This window comes from Williamsia muralis (genome assembly GCF_051487485.1).
Taxonomy (GTDB): domain Bacteria; phylum Actinomycetota; class Actinomycetes; order Mycobacteriales; family Mycobacteriaceae; genus Williamsia; species Williamsia muralis_B.
Map to the genome: position 1 here is coordinate 1 of NZ_JAHVCV010000007.1, position 18,878 is coordinate 18,878.

Annotated in this window: 16 protein-coding genes; 11 read left to right on the forward strand and 5 right to left on the reverse strand. The window is 64.9% G+C overall.

What is annotated here, in order from left to right; genetic code table 11:
- From dmpG to bphC, 3 genes are all read left to right on the forward strand, one after another.
- Positions 1 to 702, forward strand: a 702-nt coding sequence (gene dmpG, locus KXR83_RS18890; protein ID WP_437426127.1) for a 4-hydroxy-2-oxovalerate aldolase, incomplete at its 5' end; no start/stop codon positions are given.
- A 36-nt stretch (positions 703 to 738) separates the two neighbouring features.
- The gene (locus KXR83_RS18895) at positions 739 to 1,917 is read left to right on the forward strand and encodes a hydroxylase (RefSeq protein WP_437426128.1); all 1,179 of its coding nucleotides are present in this window, start codon (positions 739 to 741) and stop codon (positions 1,915 to 1,917) included.
- A 22-nt stretch (positions 1,918 to 1,939) separates the two neighbouring features.
- A complete protein-coding gene (bphC, locus tag KXR83_RS18900; RefSeq protein WP_437426129.1) occupies positions 1,940 to 2,866 on the forward strand; it encodes a biphenyl-2,3-diol 1,2-dioxygenase in 927 nt (308 codons plus the stop codon).
- A gap of 102 nt (positions 2,867 to 2,968) precedes the next feature.
- On the opposite strand, the gene KXR83_RS18905 is transcribed toward bphC, so the two are convergent.
- Genes KXR83_RS18905 through KXR83_RS18915 form a run of 3 tightly spaced genes read right to left on the reverse strand, consistent with a single transcriptional unit; the run spans position 2,969 to position 5,194 of the window.
- Positions 2,969 to 3,760: an SDR family NAD(P)-dependent oxidoreductase gene (locus KXR83_RS18905; RefSeq protein WP_437426130.1), complete on the reverse strand. Its 792-nt coding sequence runs from the start codon at positions 3,758 to 3,760 to the stop codon at positions 2,969 to 2,971.
- 38 nt (positions 3,761 to 3,798) lie between these two features.
- Positions 3,799 to 4,053, reverse strand: coding sequence for a hypothetical protein (locus KXR83_RS18910; RefSeq protein WP_437426131.1), 255 nt, complete (start codon positions 4,051 to 4,053; stop codon positions 3,799 to 3,801).
- Positions 4,031 to 5,194: a Rieske 2Fe-2S domain-containing protein gene (locus tag KXR83_RS18915; RefSeq protein WP_437426132.1), complete on the reverse strand. Its 1,164-nt coding sequence runs from the start codon at positions 5,192 to 5,194 to the stop codon at positions 4,031 to 4,033. Before KXR83_RS18915 ends, KXR83_RS18910 begins: the two co-directional genes overlap by 23 nt.
- 179 nt (positions 5,195 to 5,373) lie before the next feature.
- Here KXR83_RS18915 and hsaA point away from each other — a divergent pair, with 179 nt between their 5' ends.
- Positions 5,374 to 6,540, forward strand: a complete 1,167-nt coding sequence (hsaA, locus tag KXR83_RS18920) for a 3-hydroxy-9,10-secoandrosta-1,3,5(10)-triene-9,17-dione monooxygenase oxygenase subunit (RefSeq protein WP_437426133.1) — start codon at positions 5,374 to 5,376, stop codon at positions 6,538 to 6,540.
- Positions 6,541 to 6,549: 9 nt separating this feature from the next.
- Here hsaA and KXR83_RS18925 read toward each other — a convergent pair whose 3' ends face one another.
- Positions 6,550 to 8,094, reverse strand: a complete 1,545-nt coding sequence (locus KXR83_RS18925) for an FAD-dependent oxidoreductase (protein WP_437426378.1) — start codon at positions 8,092 to 8,094, stop codon at positions 6,550 to 6,552.
- Between the two features lie 160 nt (positions 8,095 to 8,254).
- Between KXR83_RS18925 and KXR83_RS18930 the strand changes: the two genes are divergently transcribed.
- From KXR83_RS18930 to KXR83_RS18950, 5 genes are all read left to right on the forward strand, one after another.
- Positions 8,255 to 8,866 (forward strand): TetR family transcriptional regulator, encoded by a 612-nt coding sequence (locus KXR83_RS18930; RefSeq protein ID WP_437426379.1) that lies wholly within the window; start codon positions 8,255 to 8,257, stop codon positions 8,864 to 8,866.
- A 149-nt stretch (positions 8,867 to 9,015) separates the two neighbouring features.
- Positions 9,016 to 10,179, forward strand: a complete 1,164-nt coding sequence (locus KXR83_RS18935) for a steroid 3-ketoacyl-CoA thiolase (RefSeq protein WP_437426134.1) — start codon at positions 9,016 to 9,018, stop codon at positions 10,177 to 10,179.
- A gap of 55 nt (positions 10,180 to 10,234) precedes the next feature.
- A complete protein-coding gene (locus tag KXR83_RS18940) occupies positions 10,235 to 12,424 on the forward strand; it encodes an acyl-CoA dehydrogenase (RefSeq protein WP_437426135.1) in 2,190 nt (729 codons plus the stop codon).
- 33 nt (positions 12,425 to 12,457) lie between these two features.
- On the forward strand, positions 12,458 to 13,327 hold the full coding sequence (locus KXR83_RS18945) for a MaoC/PaaZ C-terminal domain-containing protein (RefSeq protein WP_437426136.1): 870 nt from the start codon (positions 12,458 to 12,460) through the stop codon (positions 13,325 to 13,327).
- Positions 13,324 to 13,968, forward strand: a complete 645-nt coding sequence (locus KXR83_RS18950) for a PaaI family thioesterase (protein WP_437426137.1) — start codon at positions 13,324 to 13,326, stop codon at positions 13,966 to 13,968. Before KXR83_RS18945 ends, KXR83_RS18950 begins: the two co-directional genes overlap by 4 nt.
- Before the next feature lie 140 nt (positions 13,969 to 14,108).
- Here KXR83_RS18950 and KXR83_RS18955 read toward each other — a convergent pair whose 3' ends face one another.
- A complete protein-coding gene (locus KXR83_RS18955) occupies positions 14,109 to 15,770 on the reverse strand; it encodes a class I adenylate-forming enzyme family protein (RefSeq protein WP_437426138.1) in 1,662 nt (553 codons plus the stop codon).
- A gap of 190 nt (positions 15,771 to 15,960) precedes the next feature.
- On the opposite strand from KXR83_RS18955, the gene KXR83_RS18960 reads away from it, so the two are divergent.
- Positions 15,961 to 17,154, forward strand: coding sequence for an NADH:flavin oxidoreductase (locus KXR83_RS18960; RefSeq protein ID WP_437426139.1), 1,194 nt, complete (start codon positions 15,961 to 15,963; stop codon positions 17,152 to 17,154).
- Between the two features lie 83 nt (positions 17,155 to 17,237).
- Positions 17,238 to 18,866, forward strand: a complete 1,629-nt coding sequence (locus KXR83_RS18965) for an AMP-binding protein (RefSeq protein ID WP_437426380.1) — start codon at positions 17,238 to 17,240, stop codon at positions 18,864 to 18,866.
- The last annotated feature ends 12 nt before the right edge of the window (positions 18,867 to 18,878 follow it).

The following is an 18,878-nucleotide window of genomic DNA, read 5'->3' on the forward strand; positions in this document are numbered from 1 at the left end:
TGTCGTATCGCGACGCATTGCACCGAGGCTGATGTGTCGATTCAGCATTTCGGGTTGGCGCGTGAGTTGGGGCTCGAGACCGTGGGGTTCTTGATGATGTCGCACAGTCAGCCTCCCGAGGTGCTTGCGAAGCAGGCGCGGATCATGGCCGATGCGGGTTGTCAGTGTGTGTACGTGGTGGATTCGGCCGGCGCACTGGTGCTCGACGACGTCAGCGATCGGGTGTCTGCACTGGTATCAGAGCTGGGGGACGACGCTCAGGTCGGTTTCCACGGACACGAGAACCTCGGGCTGGGCGTTGCGAACTCCGTCCTTGCGGTCAAGGCCGGTGCGCTCCAGATCGATGGTTCCACCCGCCGGTTCGGGGCCGGGGCGGGCAACACCCCGGTGGAGGCATTCGCCGCGGTGACCGAGAAGCTCGGCATCCGAACGGGTATCGACACCCTCAAGATGTTCGACGCCGCCGAGGACGTTGTACGGCCGATCATGGACGGCGAGTGCCTCCTGGACCGGATGTCGCTGACGATGGGATATGCAGGCGTCTACTCGAGTTTCCTCAAGCACGCAGACAAGCAGGGTGAACGCTATGGGGTCTCCGGCGCGGAGATCCTCATCGAGGCCGGTCGCCGCAAGCTCGTCGGCGGGCAAGAAGACCAGCTGATCGAGATCGCGATCGGTCTCGCGGAAACAACCTCTGCCTAGGCGTTCGCCGGGTACCTATAGAAAGCCGAGAACATCATGGGCCAGGTTCTGGACAACATTCAGCAATTCGCCGAGGAGATCCGCGCCGAGGGTGTGGAAGGTGACAAGCTCATGCGGCTGTCGGACACCTCGGCAAAACGTTTGCGGGACTCCGGGGTCATCCGCATGCTGCAGCCGAAGGAATACGGCGGATTCGAGGCACATCCTCGCGAGTTCGCCGAGACTGCAATGGGTATCGGCGCCATCGACGGTGCGGCCGGCTGGGTGAGCGGCATCGTCGGTGTGCACCCGTGGGAGCTCGCCTTCTTCGATCGCAAGGCGCAGGACGAGATCTGGGGTGAAGACCCCGACATGTGGATGGCCTCCCCGTATGCACCCATGGGTGTGGCGAAGCCTGTCGAGGGCGGCTACATCCTCAACGGGCGCTGGTCGTTCTCCTCGGGCACCGACCATTGCGGGTGGATCATGATCGGTGCTGCTGTCGGAGACAATGACGGCAATCGAATGATGCCGCCGCAGAACCTACACGTGTTGCTGCCGCGCTCGGACTACGACATCGACCCGGACAGCTGGAATGTCGTGGGGCTGCGCGGTACCGGCAGCAAGGACCTGATCGTCAAGGACGCCTTCATCCCCACCTATCGGACCCTGGCGGCCGGCAAGGTGTTCGACGGAACCGCAGCCAAGGAGTTCGGCCGTACCCAGACTCTCTACAACTTTCCGTTCTCGTGCATCTTCCCGCTCGGGATCACGTCGTCACTGATCGGCATCGCCGAGGGCGCTCTAGCCTGTCACATCAACACCCAGCGCGATCGGGTCACGGTGTCGGGGACGGCGATCAAGGAAGACCCGTACGTGCTGTTCGCAATCGGTGAAGCCGCGGCGGAGATCGCCGCCTCACGGGCGGCGATCCTCGAGACGGTCGACCGATTCTGGGACATGACGGAGAAGGGCCAGGACGTCTCGTTCGAACTGCGTGCCATCGGTAGACGCACCCAAACTGCTGCCGCATGGCGGGTGGTGCGGGCGGTCGACGGGATCTTCGCGCGGTCCGGCGGCGGTGCGCTACAGCTGAAGACCCCCATGCAGCGTTTCTGGCGCGACGCCCACGCAGGTCTGGCGCACGCAATCCACGTGCCGGGGTCGATCTTCCACGCTTCGGCGCTCACTCAGATGGGCGGCGAGCCGCAAGGCCCGCATCGCTCGATGATCTAGATCTGACACGAAAGGTTCACCTATGACCGACATACGAGCACTTGGATATCTGCGGGTCCAAACCCGCGACGTCGATCGGTGGCGCCAATTGACCGTCGACGGATTGGGCATGGCGACGGGTTCGGGTCCAGAAGCCGACGGCCTCTATCTGCGGCTCGACGAGCGACGTTCCCGCATCGTTGTCCTTCCGGGCGAGTCGGACAAGGCGCTGGCCATCGGCTGGGAGGTGCGTGATCAGTTCGCTCTCGAGCGTGTTCGAAAGGCGATCGAGAAGGCCGGCATCGCAGTTGACGTGTTGTCCGAGGAAGAGTCGCTGTACCGAGATGCCGAACAGGTCATCGCGTTCGACGACCCGTCCGGAACGAGGACGGAGATCTTCTTCGGTCCGGTACTCGACCACAGCCCGGTGGTCACTCCTCATGGCGGCCGGTTCGTCACCGGCACAGAGGGACTCGGTCATGCCGTGCTCCCGACATCGGCCTTCGACGAGACGTACGCCTTCTACACCGAGGTGCTCGGCTTCCTCCCACGAGGCGCCATCCGCCTCGGCGGTCCCGACGCGCCCGCCCCGGCCCGGCGAGTGCGGTTCCTCGGCGTCAACCAGCGCCACCACAGCCTCGCGTTGTGCCCCGCGCCGGCGAGTCAGGACCCCGGAATGGTGCACCTGATGGTGGAGGTCGACACCCTCGACGCCGTCGGACAGGCACTCGACCGCGTGAACAAGTTGGGGTTCAGCCTCTCCTCGACACTGGGCCGCCACACCAACGACAAGATGGTGTCGTTCTATGTGCGCGCACCCGGCGGATGGGACCTCGAGTTCGGCACCGAGGGCATGCTCGTCGACGAAAGCCATTACACGGCTGAGGAAATCACCGCCGACAGCTACTGGGGTCACGATTGGTCGGGCTCCGAACCCCTTGCCGCTTTCGCACCACCGGTACGCATCTGACCGCCTGCTCACTTCTGGCCAGAACAAAGCCTCCCGCTTCGTCCACTCCCTCCGGCTGCAACCGGAGGATGTGAACGAAACGGGAGGCTCTGTTGGTTGTGGTCAGCGTCGGCCGAGTAGCTTGCGCATACTCTCGGCCGCACCTTTGACGAGTTTGTCGCGAGGAAACCCGTTGCGCTTCTGTGCTGCCTCGTAGTTGCCGCCGGCAATCCACACCGGACCATCGGTCAGGTGCTCGAGCCCCTCGCGGGCAACGTCTTCCGGCTCGGCGACGTTCATCCCGGGCACATCGAAGTTCAGCCCGGCCCGAACCATCGCCGGGGTACGGGTCACCCCGAGCACCAACTCGACCACGTGGACGCCGAACGGCTCGAGCTCCAGCCACAGACTCTCGGCGAAGATACGGCCGAACGCCTTGGATGCGGCGTAGATGCTCTGGTCTTCTGAACCCATGTAGCCGGCGAGGGATCCGAGCAACATGATGCCCCCACGCCCGCGGTCTTTCATCTTCGCACCGAAGTGGTGGGACAGGGTGAGTTGCGATGTGATGTTCAGGTCGATGACACCCTGGAATCCGGCGAGGTCGCCGGTGACGAACTCGTGCCCGTAGCTGTTGGCCCCGGCGTTGAAGATCAGCAGGCCCACCTCGATGTCGTCGGTGGTTTGCCGGATCTGCTCGAACGCGTCTGGTGAGAGAAGGTCGAGTGCCAGCGTCCGGACCTCGACCCCGTTGTTGCGCGCCCTCTCTGCCGTCTCATCGAGAGGCCCGGGCTTTCGGGCGATCAGCACCAGATTGAGGCCGGCAGCACTCAGAAGATCGGCGAACGATGCGCCGACGCCCTCAGATCCGCCGGCGATCACCGCCCAGGGTCCGTAGTGGTTCTTGTCGATCAAGGGCTTACTCCTTCGGGACGAAGCTGTTTGGGACGTGGTCAATGCGACTGCGCTGGAGAACGTACGGGGGTGTTGTCCAGAACCGAGACCGAACCCGTGCGGGCAGCCTTCTCGATCACGTCGGTCAGCGTCTGGCATCGCTCCATCGGCGCCCCGGAGCGACGTGCGGTACCGCCCGCCAGTTCACGGCATGCCGACCGCGCGCTGTCGTCCCACTGGACCGAGGTGTGTTCCCAGCTGTTCTTCTGGACGAGAACCGCTGCACCGCAGTCAGTGCACCGCAATGGCTGCATCGGAACCGATGGCCTTCCGGGCGACGTTGGCTTCCACTTCCTTCTTCCACGACTCCACCGGGCGGGTGGTGTCGAGCTCGAACTCGAAGCGTTCGGTCATCTCCGGTGTCACGTCCGCGACATCGACATAGAACTGCTCGTACCAGCGCCGTAGTTGGTAGACGGGACCGTCCTCCTCGCACAGCAGCGGGTTCTCGATCCGCGTCTTGTTCTTCCAGATCTCGATGTCCTGCTCGAAGCCCTTGGCGATGAACACACCGAAGTTCTTGGCCATCTCGTCAGCGGCGGCTCCTTCGAGCCGCTTGGATTTCTTGACGATCATGCCGTACTGCAACACGAACTGGTTGGCACTCACCGGGTAATGACAATTGATCAGGATGGACTCGACGTCATGGTCCTCGTACTGGTACACGAGGTCGTCGATCATGAAGGAGGGGCCGAAGTACGTGGCGTCCGAACGACTCCCGAGCATCTTCGGTTGCCCTGACGCGTGAGGACGCATGTCCTCACGGGCCTCACCACGCATGAACTGGCTTGCCACATGTCCTTCGAACACGTTCTTGAAGTAGGTGGGGAACGAGTAGTGGACGTAGAAGAAGTGGGCCATGTCGACGATGTTGTCGACCACCTCGCGGCAGTTGGTGTCGACGGTGACCTGGTACCAGACCCAATCCGACCACTCATCGCTGAGCGCTCCCTCGATACGGGGAATGGCCACATCTGCCGGCGGTGGTTTGCCTTCGGGATCGTTCCAGACGAACAGCATGCCGTCCTGGTCGAGCACCTTCCAGCTGCGCGTCTTCGCGACCGGGGGCACACGGCGCGCGTACGGGATCTTCTTGCACCGACCGCCCGCGCCCCATCGCCAGTCGTGGAACGGGCACGCCACCTCGTCGCCCTTGATGGTGCCCTGACTCAGGTCACCACCCATGTGGCGGCAGTACCCGTCGAGGACGGCCAGTTCCCCTGAGCTGTCGGCAAATACCACGAGTTTGGTGCCAAACGCCTGGACGGAGTGGGGTCGACCGTCCTTGAAGGACTCAGAGAGGCCGAGGCAGTGCCAGCCGCGGGCGAATCGTGTGGGTGGAGCTCCCGTGTCGATCTCACGGATCTCAGCGGTCTCGGACTGCGATGTTGTCACGATGCGTCCGTCCTTTCCTCGAGGAGTTGCGGCAGAACAGTTGTGACCCGAACGTTAGGTGACCACGGCCACATCCGAGGTGAAGGTCTCACTAACCGAGACCTGGAAGTGCCGGTTACCGAACCTGTCGGCCTACCATCGCGATACCCCCTCCGGCGCAGCATTTATGGAGTTAGACGATGACAAACGAGACACTGCACTCAGTCCGTGAACTGCTGCCCGGGATCGCCGAACGGGCGCAGGAGGTGGACGAGTCCCGCCGGATTACCGACGACGTGATCGAGGACCTACAGAACGCCGGTGTTCTGAGAATGTTGCAGCCCAAACGGTATGGAGGATCGGAGAGCGATCCTGTCGAGTTCTACGACGTGGTGCGCGACATCTCACGGGCGTGCGGCTCCACGGGCTGGGTCGTGTCGGTGTTGGGGGTACATCCGTGGCATCTGGCGTTGTTCGACCAACGCGCCCAAGAAGACGTGTGGGGGGACGATCCCGGCGCACTGGTGTCGTCGGCATACGCGCCCATGGGCCAATTGCTGCCGGTGGACGGCGGATACGAGCTATCGGGCACCTGGAAGTTCTCCTCGGGATGCGAACATGCGTCGTGGGCGCTGCTCGGTGCACTACAGTTCGGCGCCGAGGGCCGACCGGTCGACTTCATGACCGTGGTCGTCCCACGCGCCGACTACACCATCCACGACGTCTGGGACGTCGTGGGCATGCGAGGTACCGCGAGCAACGAGATCACGGTGACCAAAGCCTTTGTGCCCGAACATCGGACGATCCGCAACTACGAGACGGCCCAACTCCGGGGTCCTGGCCAGAAGATCAACTCGGGTCCGCTGTACCGGCTGCCGTTTGCCACGATCTTCACCTCCGCCATCGCGGCACCGATAGTGGGTGTGGTCGCGGGGTGTCACGAGTCCTACGTGAACGTGATGCGTGAGCGGGTGCGGCTCAGTCTCGGCGGCGGACGATTCGCCGAAGACCACGTCGCACAGGTGTCGGTAGCCCGCGCTGCATCCGAGATCGACGCCGCGACACTGCAGATGGATCGCAACGTCCGCGAGCTGTGGGACCTCGCGCGCGCCGGCGAGGACCTGCCGATGTGGATGCGACTGCGGGCCCGCCGGGATCAGGTGCGCGCCACCGAGCGGGCACTCGAAGCGATCGACCTGCTGTTCAAGACCGCCGGAGGCAATTCGTTGACGCGCGGCAACCCGATCGAGCGGGCGTGGCGAGACGCGCACGCGGGCAGCGTGCACGTCGCCAACGAACCCGAGCGGGCGCTGGCACTGTACGGCCGCGGTGCATTTGGACTGCCGGTCGAGGACAACCTCGTCTGACGCGGCCGGTCAGCCGACCATGTGTTGCACGGCCCGGTATGCAAAAGCCATCGCAGTGCCCAGGGGAACGCCCGGCCCCGGGTAGAACTCGCCGCTGAGTGAAGCGCTCGTGTTGCCGGCCGCGTAAAGACCGTCGATGGCAGTGCCGTCCTCGCGCAGCGCCCGGGCATCGACGTCGGTTCGGACACCGCCCTTGGTGCCGAGATCGCTGAGAACGATTCGGGCGGCATAGAAGGGGCCGGTGGCGATCGGTCGCAGTGCGGCGTTGGGTGCCTCTGCTGATGTCTTCCGCCGGCAGAAGAAGGTGTCGTATGGGTCGTCACCGCGCCGGAAGTCCTCGTCGACACCGGCTCTGGTGTAGCCGTTGAACTGATCGACCGTACGACGCAGATTGTCTGCGGGAACGCCGATCTTGTCCGCGAGCGCCTCGATCGTGTCCGCCTGCACCCAGGTGCCGGCGTCGAGATGTTCGGCGGCCGATGCCTGTGGGATGGAGATGGCCGGCAGCACCGGGCCGCCTTCGGCGGAGTCGAAGACAAAATACGAGGGGATGGCGGAGTCGGTGCCCCGGGCGATCATCGCCCGGCCGAATTGATCGTAGGGGAGCGACTCGTTCAGGTACCGCCCGCCGGATGTGTCGACGAGTATGCCGCCACGCACACAGACCATGAAAGCTGCCGAGCCATCGGGCATTTCGACGCCGGGGCACCACCACGCCTCATCGAGCAGTGCGGTATCGGCGCCCACCTCCACCGCCGCCCGGATGAGGTCTCCCGTATTCGCCCCGTTCGGGCCCATGGTCCACGCGGCGCGACCGGGGGTGCCGTTGGCGGCGCGCAACTCCGCGTTGCTCTCTATACCTCCGGCGGCGAGCAGCACGCCGCGATCAGCCCGGATGCGAAGAACCTCACCTGCAGTGGTGACCGCCTCCACCCCGACGACCCGTCCATCGTCGACGATGAGTCTGCGGGCCGCTGTGCCGGTGCGCAGATCGACGCGCCCGGTGCCCCGGCAGGCCAGCAACAGTCGACCGATGAGCGCACGCCCCCCGACAAGGGTTTCGTCGGGATGTGTACGCCCAGCTCGGTCGATGTCGGGCTCGGGCCGGATCAGCGCACGCAGCTCGCCGATCTCGGCGCTGGGCAGGTCGAGAGGGTTGATGGCGCGACCGGCGTCCATTCGGCCTGGAGCACGGTAATAGTCGGGAAACGCCCGCCATTCGAACTCGATGTTCGGGTCGCTCTCGAGGAAGTCGACAAGGGTCGAAGCGGTGGCCAGGTAGGCCTCCTGGCGATCAACGTCGTGGTCGCCGACAACGGCGCGCAGATACGTTCGTGCCTGCTCCGGACTATCGCCGATCCCGGCTCGTTCCTGAACGGCCGTCGCAGGCAGCCAGACCGCCGCGCCCGAATAGGCGGATGTGCCACCGAACAAGCTGGTCTTCTCCAGGACGACGGTGTCGAGTCCCTGAGCCGCGGCAGCGTATGCGCCGGTCAGGGCGCCACCGCCGGAACCGACGACCAGCACGTCGCATCGGATGGTCCAGTCCTGCATAGCCATTGCCTCCATCGGGTCCGTCGTTCGATTCACGGAATCGGAAACCGTCGAGCAGTGGTCCCCAGGTCCCACTCACCGGGAAAACTGCGCAATTTCCTACGGTGATGAGAGAGTCAGTCACCACATGATGTTGGTATCGCACGACGGGAGATGGACGTTGCCGAGAATTGGCGAGGCGAGGGACGCAGCGGAACCCAGTTCCGACGATCAGCGGGCCCGCCATGTCCGGATGCTGGAGGCCGCGGCCGAACTGGCGACGGAGAAGGAGCTGGCCCGTGTCCAGATGCACGAGGTCGCCAAACGGGCGGGTGTCGCCATCGGCACGCTCTACCGGTACTTCCCGTCCAAGACGCATCTGTTCGTGGCCGTCATGGTCGAGCAGATCGACCAGATCAGGGACAACCTCGACAGACGGCCACCTGCCGGGCGCGGCCCGGACGCCATCTATGAGGTGCTTGTCCGAGCGACTCGTGCGTTGCTTCGCCGCCCCGCGCTCTCCACTGCGATGATCCAGTCGAACAGCACGGCCAATGCCGCCACCGTGCCCGACGCAGGCAAGGTGGATCGGGTGTTCCACCAGATCCTGCTCGAGGCCGCAGGCATCGAGAATCCGACCGAGGACGATTCCACGGCCGTCCGGCTGATGATGCAGCTCTGGCTGGGTGTCATCCAGTCGTGCCTCAACGGTCGCATCTCCATTCCCGATGCCGAGTCGGATATCCGTACCGCTTGTGACCTGCTGCTGACGCGGTTGTCCAGCCAGTACTGACTGGAATACATTTCGACCTGCCGAGCGGTTCGCCGGCAGACGCACGCGCTCTGCACGACCATCGGGCACATTGCTGAAATGTCAGAACTAGAATACATTCTAGAAATCTGACGCCGCTCGTTCGGCTCAGGCCAGTCGAAGGAGCCAGAATGAGCAACGTTGTCATCGTGGAAGCTGCCCGCACGCCGATCGGCCGTCGCCGTGGAGCGTTGTCGGGGGTGCACCCGGCCGTCTTGCTGGGCGCAGCTCAGCAGGCGGTCCTCGATCGGACCGGCTTGCCTGCCGGCGATGTCGGTCAGCTGGTCGGTGGGTGCGTCACCCAGGCCGGTGAACAGTCCAACAACGTCACCCGGCAGGCATGGCTCCACGCCGGACTGCCGTATACGACGGCCGCGACCACGATCGACTGCGCGTGTAGTTCATCTCAGCAGGCCGTGCACATCGTCGCGGGTCTGATCGCGTCCGGCCAGATCGAGGCGGGCATTGCCTGTGGTGTGGAGGTGATGAGCCGGGTGTTCCTCGGGCAGGCCAACACTCCGGAGACGGGCAACCCGTACCCCGACGACTGGGCGATCGACATGCGGGATCAGTTCACCTCGGCCGAGCGCATCGCCGAACGACGCGGTATCACACGCGGGGATGTCGATGCACTAGGCCTCCTCTCGCAACAGCGCGCCGCTGCCGCCTGGGCCGAGAGCCGATTCGAACGGGAGATCGTGCCGGTCCAGGCGCCCGTCGTCGACAAGCAAGGCACGCCGAGCGGCGAGATCGCCACGGTCACCCACGATGGTGGCCTACGCGAGACCACCGCCGAAGGGCTTGCGGCTCTCAAGCCGGTCATCGAGAACGGTATGCACACCGCGGGCAACTCGTCGCAGGTCAGTGACGGCGCCGCAGCCGTGATGCTGATGAGCGAGGACAAGGCCGCACGGTCGGGTCTGCGTCCACGGGCCCGGATCGTCGCGTCCACCATGGTCGGCGCCGACCCCTACTACCACCTCGACGGGCCGGTCGATTCCACCCGGGCCGTACTCGAGAAGTCGGGAATGTCGTTGGGCGACATCGACATCATCGAGATCAACGAAGCGTTCGCCTCGGTGGTGCTCTCGTGGGCGCAGGTGCACGAGGCCGACATGGCGAAGGTCAACGTGAACGGCGGAGCCATCGCGCTGGGCCATCCGGTCGGATCCACCGGATCGCGGTTGATCACCACCGCTGTGCATGAACTCGAGCGTGCCGACAAGTCCACGGCGCTGATCACGATGTGTGCCGGCGGAGCGCTCTCGACCGCCACCATCATCGAACGTATCTGACCACCCACAGGCATTGCCGGGCGACATCGGGCACGACACCAGGAATTGAAGCGACATGGGAATTGAACTGACTGACGACGACCGCGACCTCCGCGACTCCGTGCGGGGGTGGGCGCAGCGGCACGCCACGCCAGCGGTGATCCGTGATTCGGTGGAGGCCAAGTCCGAAGTCCGACCGGACTTTTGGAGATCACTGGCAGAACTCGGCATGCTCGGGTTGCACCTGCCCGAAGAGTTCGGCGGCGCAGGTGCGGGATTCGTGGAGCTGGCCGTCGTCACCGAGGAGCTCGCCCGATCGATGGTGCCGGGCCCGTTCCTACCGACCGTCATCGTGTCGGCGGTTCTCCATGAGGCCGGGCGTATCGCCGAGCTGGCACCTCTTGCCGATGGCTCCATGATGGGTGCCGTTGCGCTGCAACCAGGCTCACTGCGGCTGATCCGCGACGGTGACACGGTGACCGTGGCCGGCAGGTCTGGCCACATCCTCGGGGGCCAGATTGCAGACCTGTACTTGTTGGCCACCGACGACAACGGCGACCGTGCGTTTGTGGTGGTCCGCCGCGACCAGGTGTCGGTGACAGAACTGCCCAGTCACGATCTCGTTCGACGAAACGCGCAGATCGATGCCGAGAACGTCGAACTGGCGCCCGGGGATGTCCTCGATCTCGATCCGCAGCGAGTATTCGACCTCGCGGCGACCCTGTTCTCTGCGGAAGCCGCAGGTCTGGCTGGTTGGGCCACCGACACCGCGGCCGAATATGCCCGGGTACGACAGCAATTCGGCCGGGTCATCGGTCAGTTCCAGGGTGTCAAGCACAAGGCCGCGCGGATGCTTGCCTCCACCGAACAGGCCCGGGTGACCGCATGGGACGCCGCCCGCGCGATGGCGCCGTCGACAAACCGATCCGAGGCGTCGTTGGCCGCCGCTGTCGCAGGGGCGGTGGCCCCGGAGGCGGCGTTCACCGTCACCAAGGACTGCATCCAGATCCTCGGCGGCATCGGGTACACGTGGGAGCACGATGCCCACCTGTATCTGCGCCGTGCCCAGTCACTGCGGATCCTGCTCGGATCCACCGCCGGCTGGCGCCGACGCGTGGCGAAACTGACGATCGATGGGGTCCGTCGGGTACTCGGCATAGAGCTCCCGCCGGAGGCGGAGCAGATCCGCACCGCTGTCCGTGCGGAGCTGGCCGGTGCCTCCACGTTGGATGCGGGTCGGCGGACGCGCTACTTGGCCGACAATGGGTATACGGCACCACATTTCGCCGCGCCCTGGGGCAAGGGGGCGGATGCGGTGACGCAATTGGTCATCGCCGAGGAATTGCGCGCAGCGGCTCTGGAGCCGCACGACATGATCATCGGCAACTGGGTGGTCCCGACGCTGATCGCCCACGGCAACCAACAGCAGCTGCAGCGTTTTGTGCCGCCGTCCCTGCGTGGCGACATCGTCTGGTGTCAATTGTTCTCCGAACCAGGAGCCGGGTCGGATCTCGCCGGGCTAAGCACCAAGGCGACCAAGGTCGACGGCGGATGGAGATTGCAGGGGCAAAAGGTGTGGACGTCCGGAGCGCGCGACGCCCACTGGGGCATCTGCCTGGCCCGCACGGATGGGAATGTTCCGAAACACAAGGGACTGTCGTACTTCCTGGTCGACATCCAGAACAGCCCGGGCCTCGACATTCGGCCGCTTCGCGAGATCACCGGCGAATCACTATTCAACGAGGTCTTCCTCGACGATGTGTTCGTTCCCGACGACTGCCTGGTCGGCGAAGCCGGTGACGGCTGGAAGCTCGCGCGCACCACGCTGGCGAACGAGCGGGTCTCCCTGTCGAACGACTCGTCGTTGGGGTCGGGTGGGGAGACGCTGCTGAACCTGGCCGCCTCGGTTCCAGGCGGCCTCGACGACGAGCAGCTGACCGTCCTGGGGAAAGTTTTGTGCGACGCACAATCCGGCGGATTGCTGGGACTGCGGACCACACTTCGCTCCCTTGCCGGAGGCCAACCCGGAGCGGAGTCGTCGATCGCCAAGCTGCTGGGCGTCGAGCACATCCAGCAGATCTGGGAGGTGGCGATGGAGTGGTCGGGTCCCGATGCGCTACTCGGAGAACAGGACCGGTGGTCGCCCACCCAACAGTTCCTGAACTCGCAGTGTCTGTCCATCGCCGGTGGCACCACCAACGTGCAGTTGAACATCATCGGTGAGCGGATCCTCGGACTACCTCGAGACCCCGAGCCCGCGCGGTGACGCGGCCGGTTCTCGCCACGAAAGGCTCCTGACATGGGTATCGATCGATCTGCCGCGCTTGCGGCTGCACCGTCGGTTCGCGAGGTGTCCTGGACCGAACGCGATGTGCTGCTCTACCACCTCGGAATCGGTGCGGGCGGCGATCCCATGGACCAGACCGAACTGACCTGGGTGTACGAGAAGAACCTCCGCGTGCTGCCGACGTTCGCCATGGTTGCGGGGCAGGGTGTTTCGGCGGGAACGATCCAGCCGCCCGGGATGAACCTTCCGGGAGTCGACATCGATCTCCGGAAGATCCTGCACGGCGGTCAGTCGCTCACCATGCACGGTCCCATCCCGGCTTCGGGGTCAGCGGTACTGTCCTCCCGCGTCGCGGATGTCTGGGACAAGGGCAAGGCAGCAGTCATCGTCCTGGAACAAGCGGCGGCCGATCCTGACGGAAACCCGTTGTGGACCAGCGAGATGCAGATCTGGGCAAGAGGCGCCGGCGGATTCGGAGGCCCGTCAGGTCCCGACGCCTCGGCATGCACGCCCGACCGCGAGCCCGACGAGGTCCTGACGTCGCGTACCACCCCATCGCAAGCCCTCGTCTACCGTCTCAGCGGCGACATGAACCCTCTCCATGCAGATCCCGATTTCGCCGCACGCGCGGGCTTCGATCGACCCATCCTGCACGGGCTGGCAACCTACGGCCTGGTCTGCAAGGCCGTCGTCGACAGCATCCTCGATGGTGATACCGATGCAGTACAGACTTTTTCGGCGAGATTCGCCGGGTCGATCTATCCCGGCGAGACCATCGAGACGTCGGTGTGGCGCGAGGACAACCGGCTCGTACTGCACGCTGTCTGCCCGGACCGCGAAGGTCAAGCGTTACTCACCCACGCCCACATGGAGATCCGATGACCCATCACCCCACCGTCGGACATGCGCCTGACGGCACCGTGCTCACCTCGGCGCCTCAGGACCGGCCCGTCGACCGTGCCACGACTGCCGCGCGTCGCGTTGTGGATGCCTTACTGCGCACAGACCGCACGAATGCGAACCTGCTACGCGTCGCCGAGGAGCTGGACAACATCGCCGAGCACCTCGAAGAACACTCGCCTGAGATTGCCGAGCGGCTGGTGGACATGTGGCACGGTGAGGGCGTCACCCGCCACGACCCGGTCACCGGGCCGGAGAACGCGATCGCGCCGCCGTTGACACTGGCCGGCCGCAACGACGGTTCAGTAGAAGGTGAAGTGACACTGACTTTTCCATACCAGGGGCCACCCGGACACCTTCATGGCGGCGTGGCAGCAATGCTTCTGGACCACACCCTCGGCGTGGCGAACGCCTGGGCGGGACGCAGTGGTGCGACAGCGCAACTCAACGTCCGCTACCACCGGCCGACGCCTCTGTTCGAACCGCTGACCGTGAGCGGTCGGATGGTGGCCGAAGACGGGATCAAGATCAACACCGTCGGGGACATCCGCACCGCCGACGGCACCGTATGTGTCTCGGTCGAGGCACTGTTCATCGACAAGACGGTGCCGCGCCCTCGCTAGGGGTCACCGATAGACAAGGTCGCGTGCCTCCCTGCACACAAGTCGGGGTCGTCGGGCGGCATGTGACGCTGCGGGGCATCTTGTGTGCACCTGGTCCCGCACAATCCGGCGCCGGCGGTTGATCGCCGGCGCCGGAGAACTCACAGTGCGATCTGCCTGCGCATCATCTTCCCGGTTGCGTTGCGCGGCAACGGTTGATCGGTGATTCGCCACTGCGTCGGGACCTTGTAATACGAGAGTCGTTCGGCGGCGAAGGCCCGCAGCTGGTCCTCTGTGGTGGTGGATCCAGGACGGGTCACGACCACTGCGGCCACCTCCTGGCCGAGGTCCGGATGCGGTACGCCGACCACGGCACACTCGGCGACATCCGGGTGTTCGTCGAGACACTGCTCGATCTCGGTCGGGTAGACATTCTCGCCGCCGCGCAGGATCAGGTCCGACCGGCGGCCGGTGAGGCGCAGTCTGCCGTTGTCGATCAAGCCGAAATCGCCTGTGCGAAGCCAGCGTCCGGGAGCGATGGCGGCGGCCGTGGCCTGCTCGTCCTCCCAGTAGCCGAGCATCACAAACGGACTGCGTACGCAGACCTCTCCCTCGGTTCCTTCGGGCACGGGGATTCCCGACGCATCGCGGATCTCCATGCTGACGGTGATGATCGGCTTTCCGAGTGTGCCGGGGAAGGCTTCGATGTCGGCAGGCGTGGCGACGGCGATGGCTGTACTGCACTCGGTGAGACCGTAGCTGTCGACCAGCGCGCCGCGGGCGAAGGGGAACTTCTCCTGCAAGCGTTCTTTGAACGCCACCGATGACGGCGCCGAAGCCAGTGCAAACGACGTCAGGGATGAGAGGTCGTACTTCTCGACGTTGTCGTGCTCGAGGAGCCGGGTGGCCATGGTCGGCACGGCACCCCAATTGGTGATCCGCTCGCGTTCGATGAGCCCGAGCACGGTGTCGGCGTCGAAGGCACCTTGATTCATCACCACCGCGCCGCCGGTCGCCAGGCGCGGGACCACAAGATTGTGCAGACTCGCGATGTGGAACAGCGGCGAGGTCAGCAGGTGGCGTGCAGAACTGGGCGCAGACGGGTCAGGAGTCTGTCCGCGTAGCTCGGCCGTGAACGCTTCGGCGAACCGTTGGTAGTCCACAACCGCCAGGAGGTTGCGCTGTGAGTGCAGAGCGCCCTTCGGGCGTCCACTGGTACCGCTGGTGTAGAGGATCACCGACGGGTCGTCTTCGTCGATGTCGACGCTCGGGAGGTCGGCGTCGCTGAACTCCGCGATCAGCGCGGGGAGGTCGTCTTCCATGGTCAGGACGGTGACGGTGTCCGGCAGTTTTGGCAGGGCGGCGGCCCTTTTCGCGTCGACCACCACCACCGTGGGGCGACTGTGCTCGATCCCGTAGGTGACCTCGCGGGGCACCCACCAGCCGTTGAGGCCGACGGTGACGGCGCCGAGTGCCTGCGTGGCCCAGAACGTCATGACCCACTCCGGGGTGTTCGCGGCGAGGATCGCCACCCGGTCGCCCTTACCTACCCCGTATCTGGCACGCAACGCGGCTGCCAAAGCGGCGACTGCCGCGAGATGGTCGGCATAAGAGATCCGCCGGTCGGTCGTGACGAGGTAATCGCTTGTCCCCCAGGTCGCCGACAGGGGAAGCAGTTCGGCCACAGCGCGCCTGCGGTGCTTCATCACCGACATGGTTGCGCCGAGGACATCTTCTTCGACCAGCTCGAACGGCCCGCCCGGGCCGATCAGGCGGGTCATCACCTGATCCAGATGTTGCTGTAGATCGGTGGAGGCAGTCATGCGGAGGCCTTTCGGTAGTACTGCTGTGCGCGCAACGCTCGGGCTGCTCATCGGAACTGGGATGCTGGTCACAAAATGTCATGGCGGCGTACATCCATGGTGACCGTTACCACTCAGCGAGACTCGCCTGTTGGGCATCGATGGGCGGCGATACGGTTCGGCCCAGTCTCGCAGCTGGAGGAATATCACCATGACAACAGAACTCGGGTTTCCCCCGGTGCAGAATGATCCGCTTGCACCGGCAAAATTGGGACCGCTCTCCCTACGTAACCGGGTCATCAAGGCCGCCACCTTCGAGGGCCTGACTCCCAAGGGGCTCGTCACCGACGAGTTGATCGACTTCCATCGCCGGCCCGCCGCGGGTGGCGTGGGAATGACCACCGTCGCGTATTGCGCGGTCTCGTACGAGGGCAGGACGTCGCCCGCCCAGATCTACTGGCGCGACGAGGCCATGCCAGGTCTGCGCAGGCTCACCGATGCGATCCACGACGAGGGCGCGGCGGTGTCGGCGCAGATCGGTCACGCCGGCCCGGTGGCGGGCTCGAAATACCTTGGTACTCCAGCTCTAGGGCCTTCCCGCGCCTTCCGGATGACCACACAGAACTTCTCCAAACCGGCCACCACGGCGGACATCAAACGAATCGTGGAGGCGCACGCGGACGCCGCCCGCCGCGCCATCGACACCGGGTTCGATGCCGTCGAACTCCACTTCGGTCACAACTACCTGGTGAGCTCGTTCCTCAGCCCCCGGGTGAACAAGCGTAAAGACGACTACGGCGGGTCGCTGGAGAACCGGGCTCGGTTCGCCCGCGAGGTCGGTCGCGCAGTGCGCGATGCCGTCGGCGACAGGATCGCGATCCTGGCCAAGCTCAACATGGACGACGGTGTGCCCGGGGGATTCTGGGTGGACGAAGCCATCCAGGTGGCGCAGTGGTTGGAGCAGGATGGCTCGCTTGATGCCCTCGAACTCACCGCAGGCAGTTCACTGCTCAACCCGATGTACCTGTTCAAGGGTGACGCGCCTCTGCGCGACTTCGCCGCAGTGATGCCACAGCCGACCAAGCTGGGAATTCAGTTGGTGGGCAAACACTTCCTGAAGGAGTATCCGTACAAGGACGCCTATCTCCTCGACGACGCCCGGCAGATTCGCGAAGCGGTGAAGATGCCACTGGTCCTGCTCGGTGGGATCACCGGCCGCGAAACCATGGACCTCGCGATGAGGGAGGGCTTCCAGTTCGTGGCGGTCGCCAGGGCGCTGCTCCGTGAGCCCGACCTCGTGAACCGAATTTCCGCTGACACCCACTCGCCGGGCCTGTGTAATCACAACAACAAGTGCATGACGGCGATCTACGGCGGTACGCACTGCGTGCTGCGTCCACGATGAGGACTGATGTCTTGAATCCGACCACCACCGATGCCGGTACGACGGCAGCCTCATCGACAACCCACCACCCAGACGTCGCCCGGATGCTGATGGAGCGGGTAGGCGACCAGCACCTCGGGCTGCGTACCCGCGCCCGGGACTGGACATGGGATGAGGTGGTGCGGGAGAGCGCGGCACGCGGCTCGCTGGCGCAGTCGCTGCGACGGCCCGGTCCCTTCCATATCGGTGTCCTGCTGGAGAACACTCCCGAGTTCGTGTTCTGGCTGGGCGCAGCGGCGTTGACCGGAGCCACGATCGTCGGCATCAACCCGACCCGCCGGGGCAAAGAACTCGAGGCAGAGGTCCGCTACGTCGACTGCCAGCTCATCGTCACCGATCACAAGGGGCGACAGAAGCTGGCCGGCCTCGACCTCGGTCTCACCGACGACAGATTTGTCATGGTCGACGCCGACTCGTACGTCAACACGGTGGCCGAGCACCACACCGAACCCTCCGTGGCAGAGGACGTCGACGCCGCCACGCTGTTCTTGCTGCTGTTCACGTCGGGCACCACCGGTATGTCGAAAGCCGTGCGGTGCAGCCAGGGTCGGATCACCCGACTGGCCTACTCGAACTGTGCCAAGTACAACATCGACCGGGACGACGTCTGCTACTGCTGCATGCCGCTGTTCCACGGCAACGCGTTGATGGGTCTGTGGGCGCCGGCCTTGTCGCAGGGCGCCACCATCTGCCTGGTACCGAAGTTCACGGCCTCCGGGTTCATGGCAGACGTCCGCTATTACGGGGCAACGTATTTCACGTATGTGGGCAAGGCGCTTGGTTACCTCATGTCCACCGAGGAAGCGTCCGATGATCACGTCAACACGCTGACCCATGGGTTCGGGACAGAGGCGTCGCCCGGGGACAAGGCCGAGTTCGTCCGCCGCTTCGGGGCGAAGTTGTACGAGGCGTATGGCTCGAGCGAGGGCGCGGGCTCGGTGACACTCGATCCCGACGCGCCCGCCGGAGCCCTGGGCCGACCCGCCAACGAGAACGTTGTCATCGTCGACCCGGAGACACTCCAGGAGTGTCCGCGCGCGGTACTGGACGAGCACGGCCACGTCGTCAACCCCGATGTGGCCATCGGAGAGATGATCGACAAAGCCGGTGCCGCACGATTCGAGGGTTACTACAAGAACGAATCGGCGGTCGCCGAGCGAATCCGCCACGGCTGGTACTGGACCGGCGACCTCGGGTACGTCGATGAAGCCGGATTCCTCTATTTCGCCGGTCGCAAGGGCGACTGGATTCGGGTGGACGGGGAGAACACCTCTGCCCTGATGATCGAGCACATCCTGCGGCGCCATCCGAAAGTGATCGCCACCGGTGTGTTCGCAGTCCCGGACCCCCGGTCCGGCGACCAGGTGATGGCCGCCGTCGAAGTGGCCGACGTGTCCGACTTCGACCCCGTTGAGTTTGCCGAATATCTCTCGGCGCAAGCAGATCTCGGAACCAAGGCGGCACCCCGGTTCGTCCGGGTGTCGACCGACCTCCCGGTCACCGGATCGAACAAGGTGCTCAAGCGTGCACTGCAGTCCGAGGGCTGGCGGTGCGATGAACCGGTGTTCCACTGGGTCGGTCGAGGAACTCCCCGGTACACGCTGATGACCGACGCCGATCGCCGCGCCCTCGAGCAGGACTTTCGCGACCACGGTCGTGCTCGCTTCCTGTGACGCCGCGCCTCA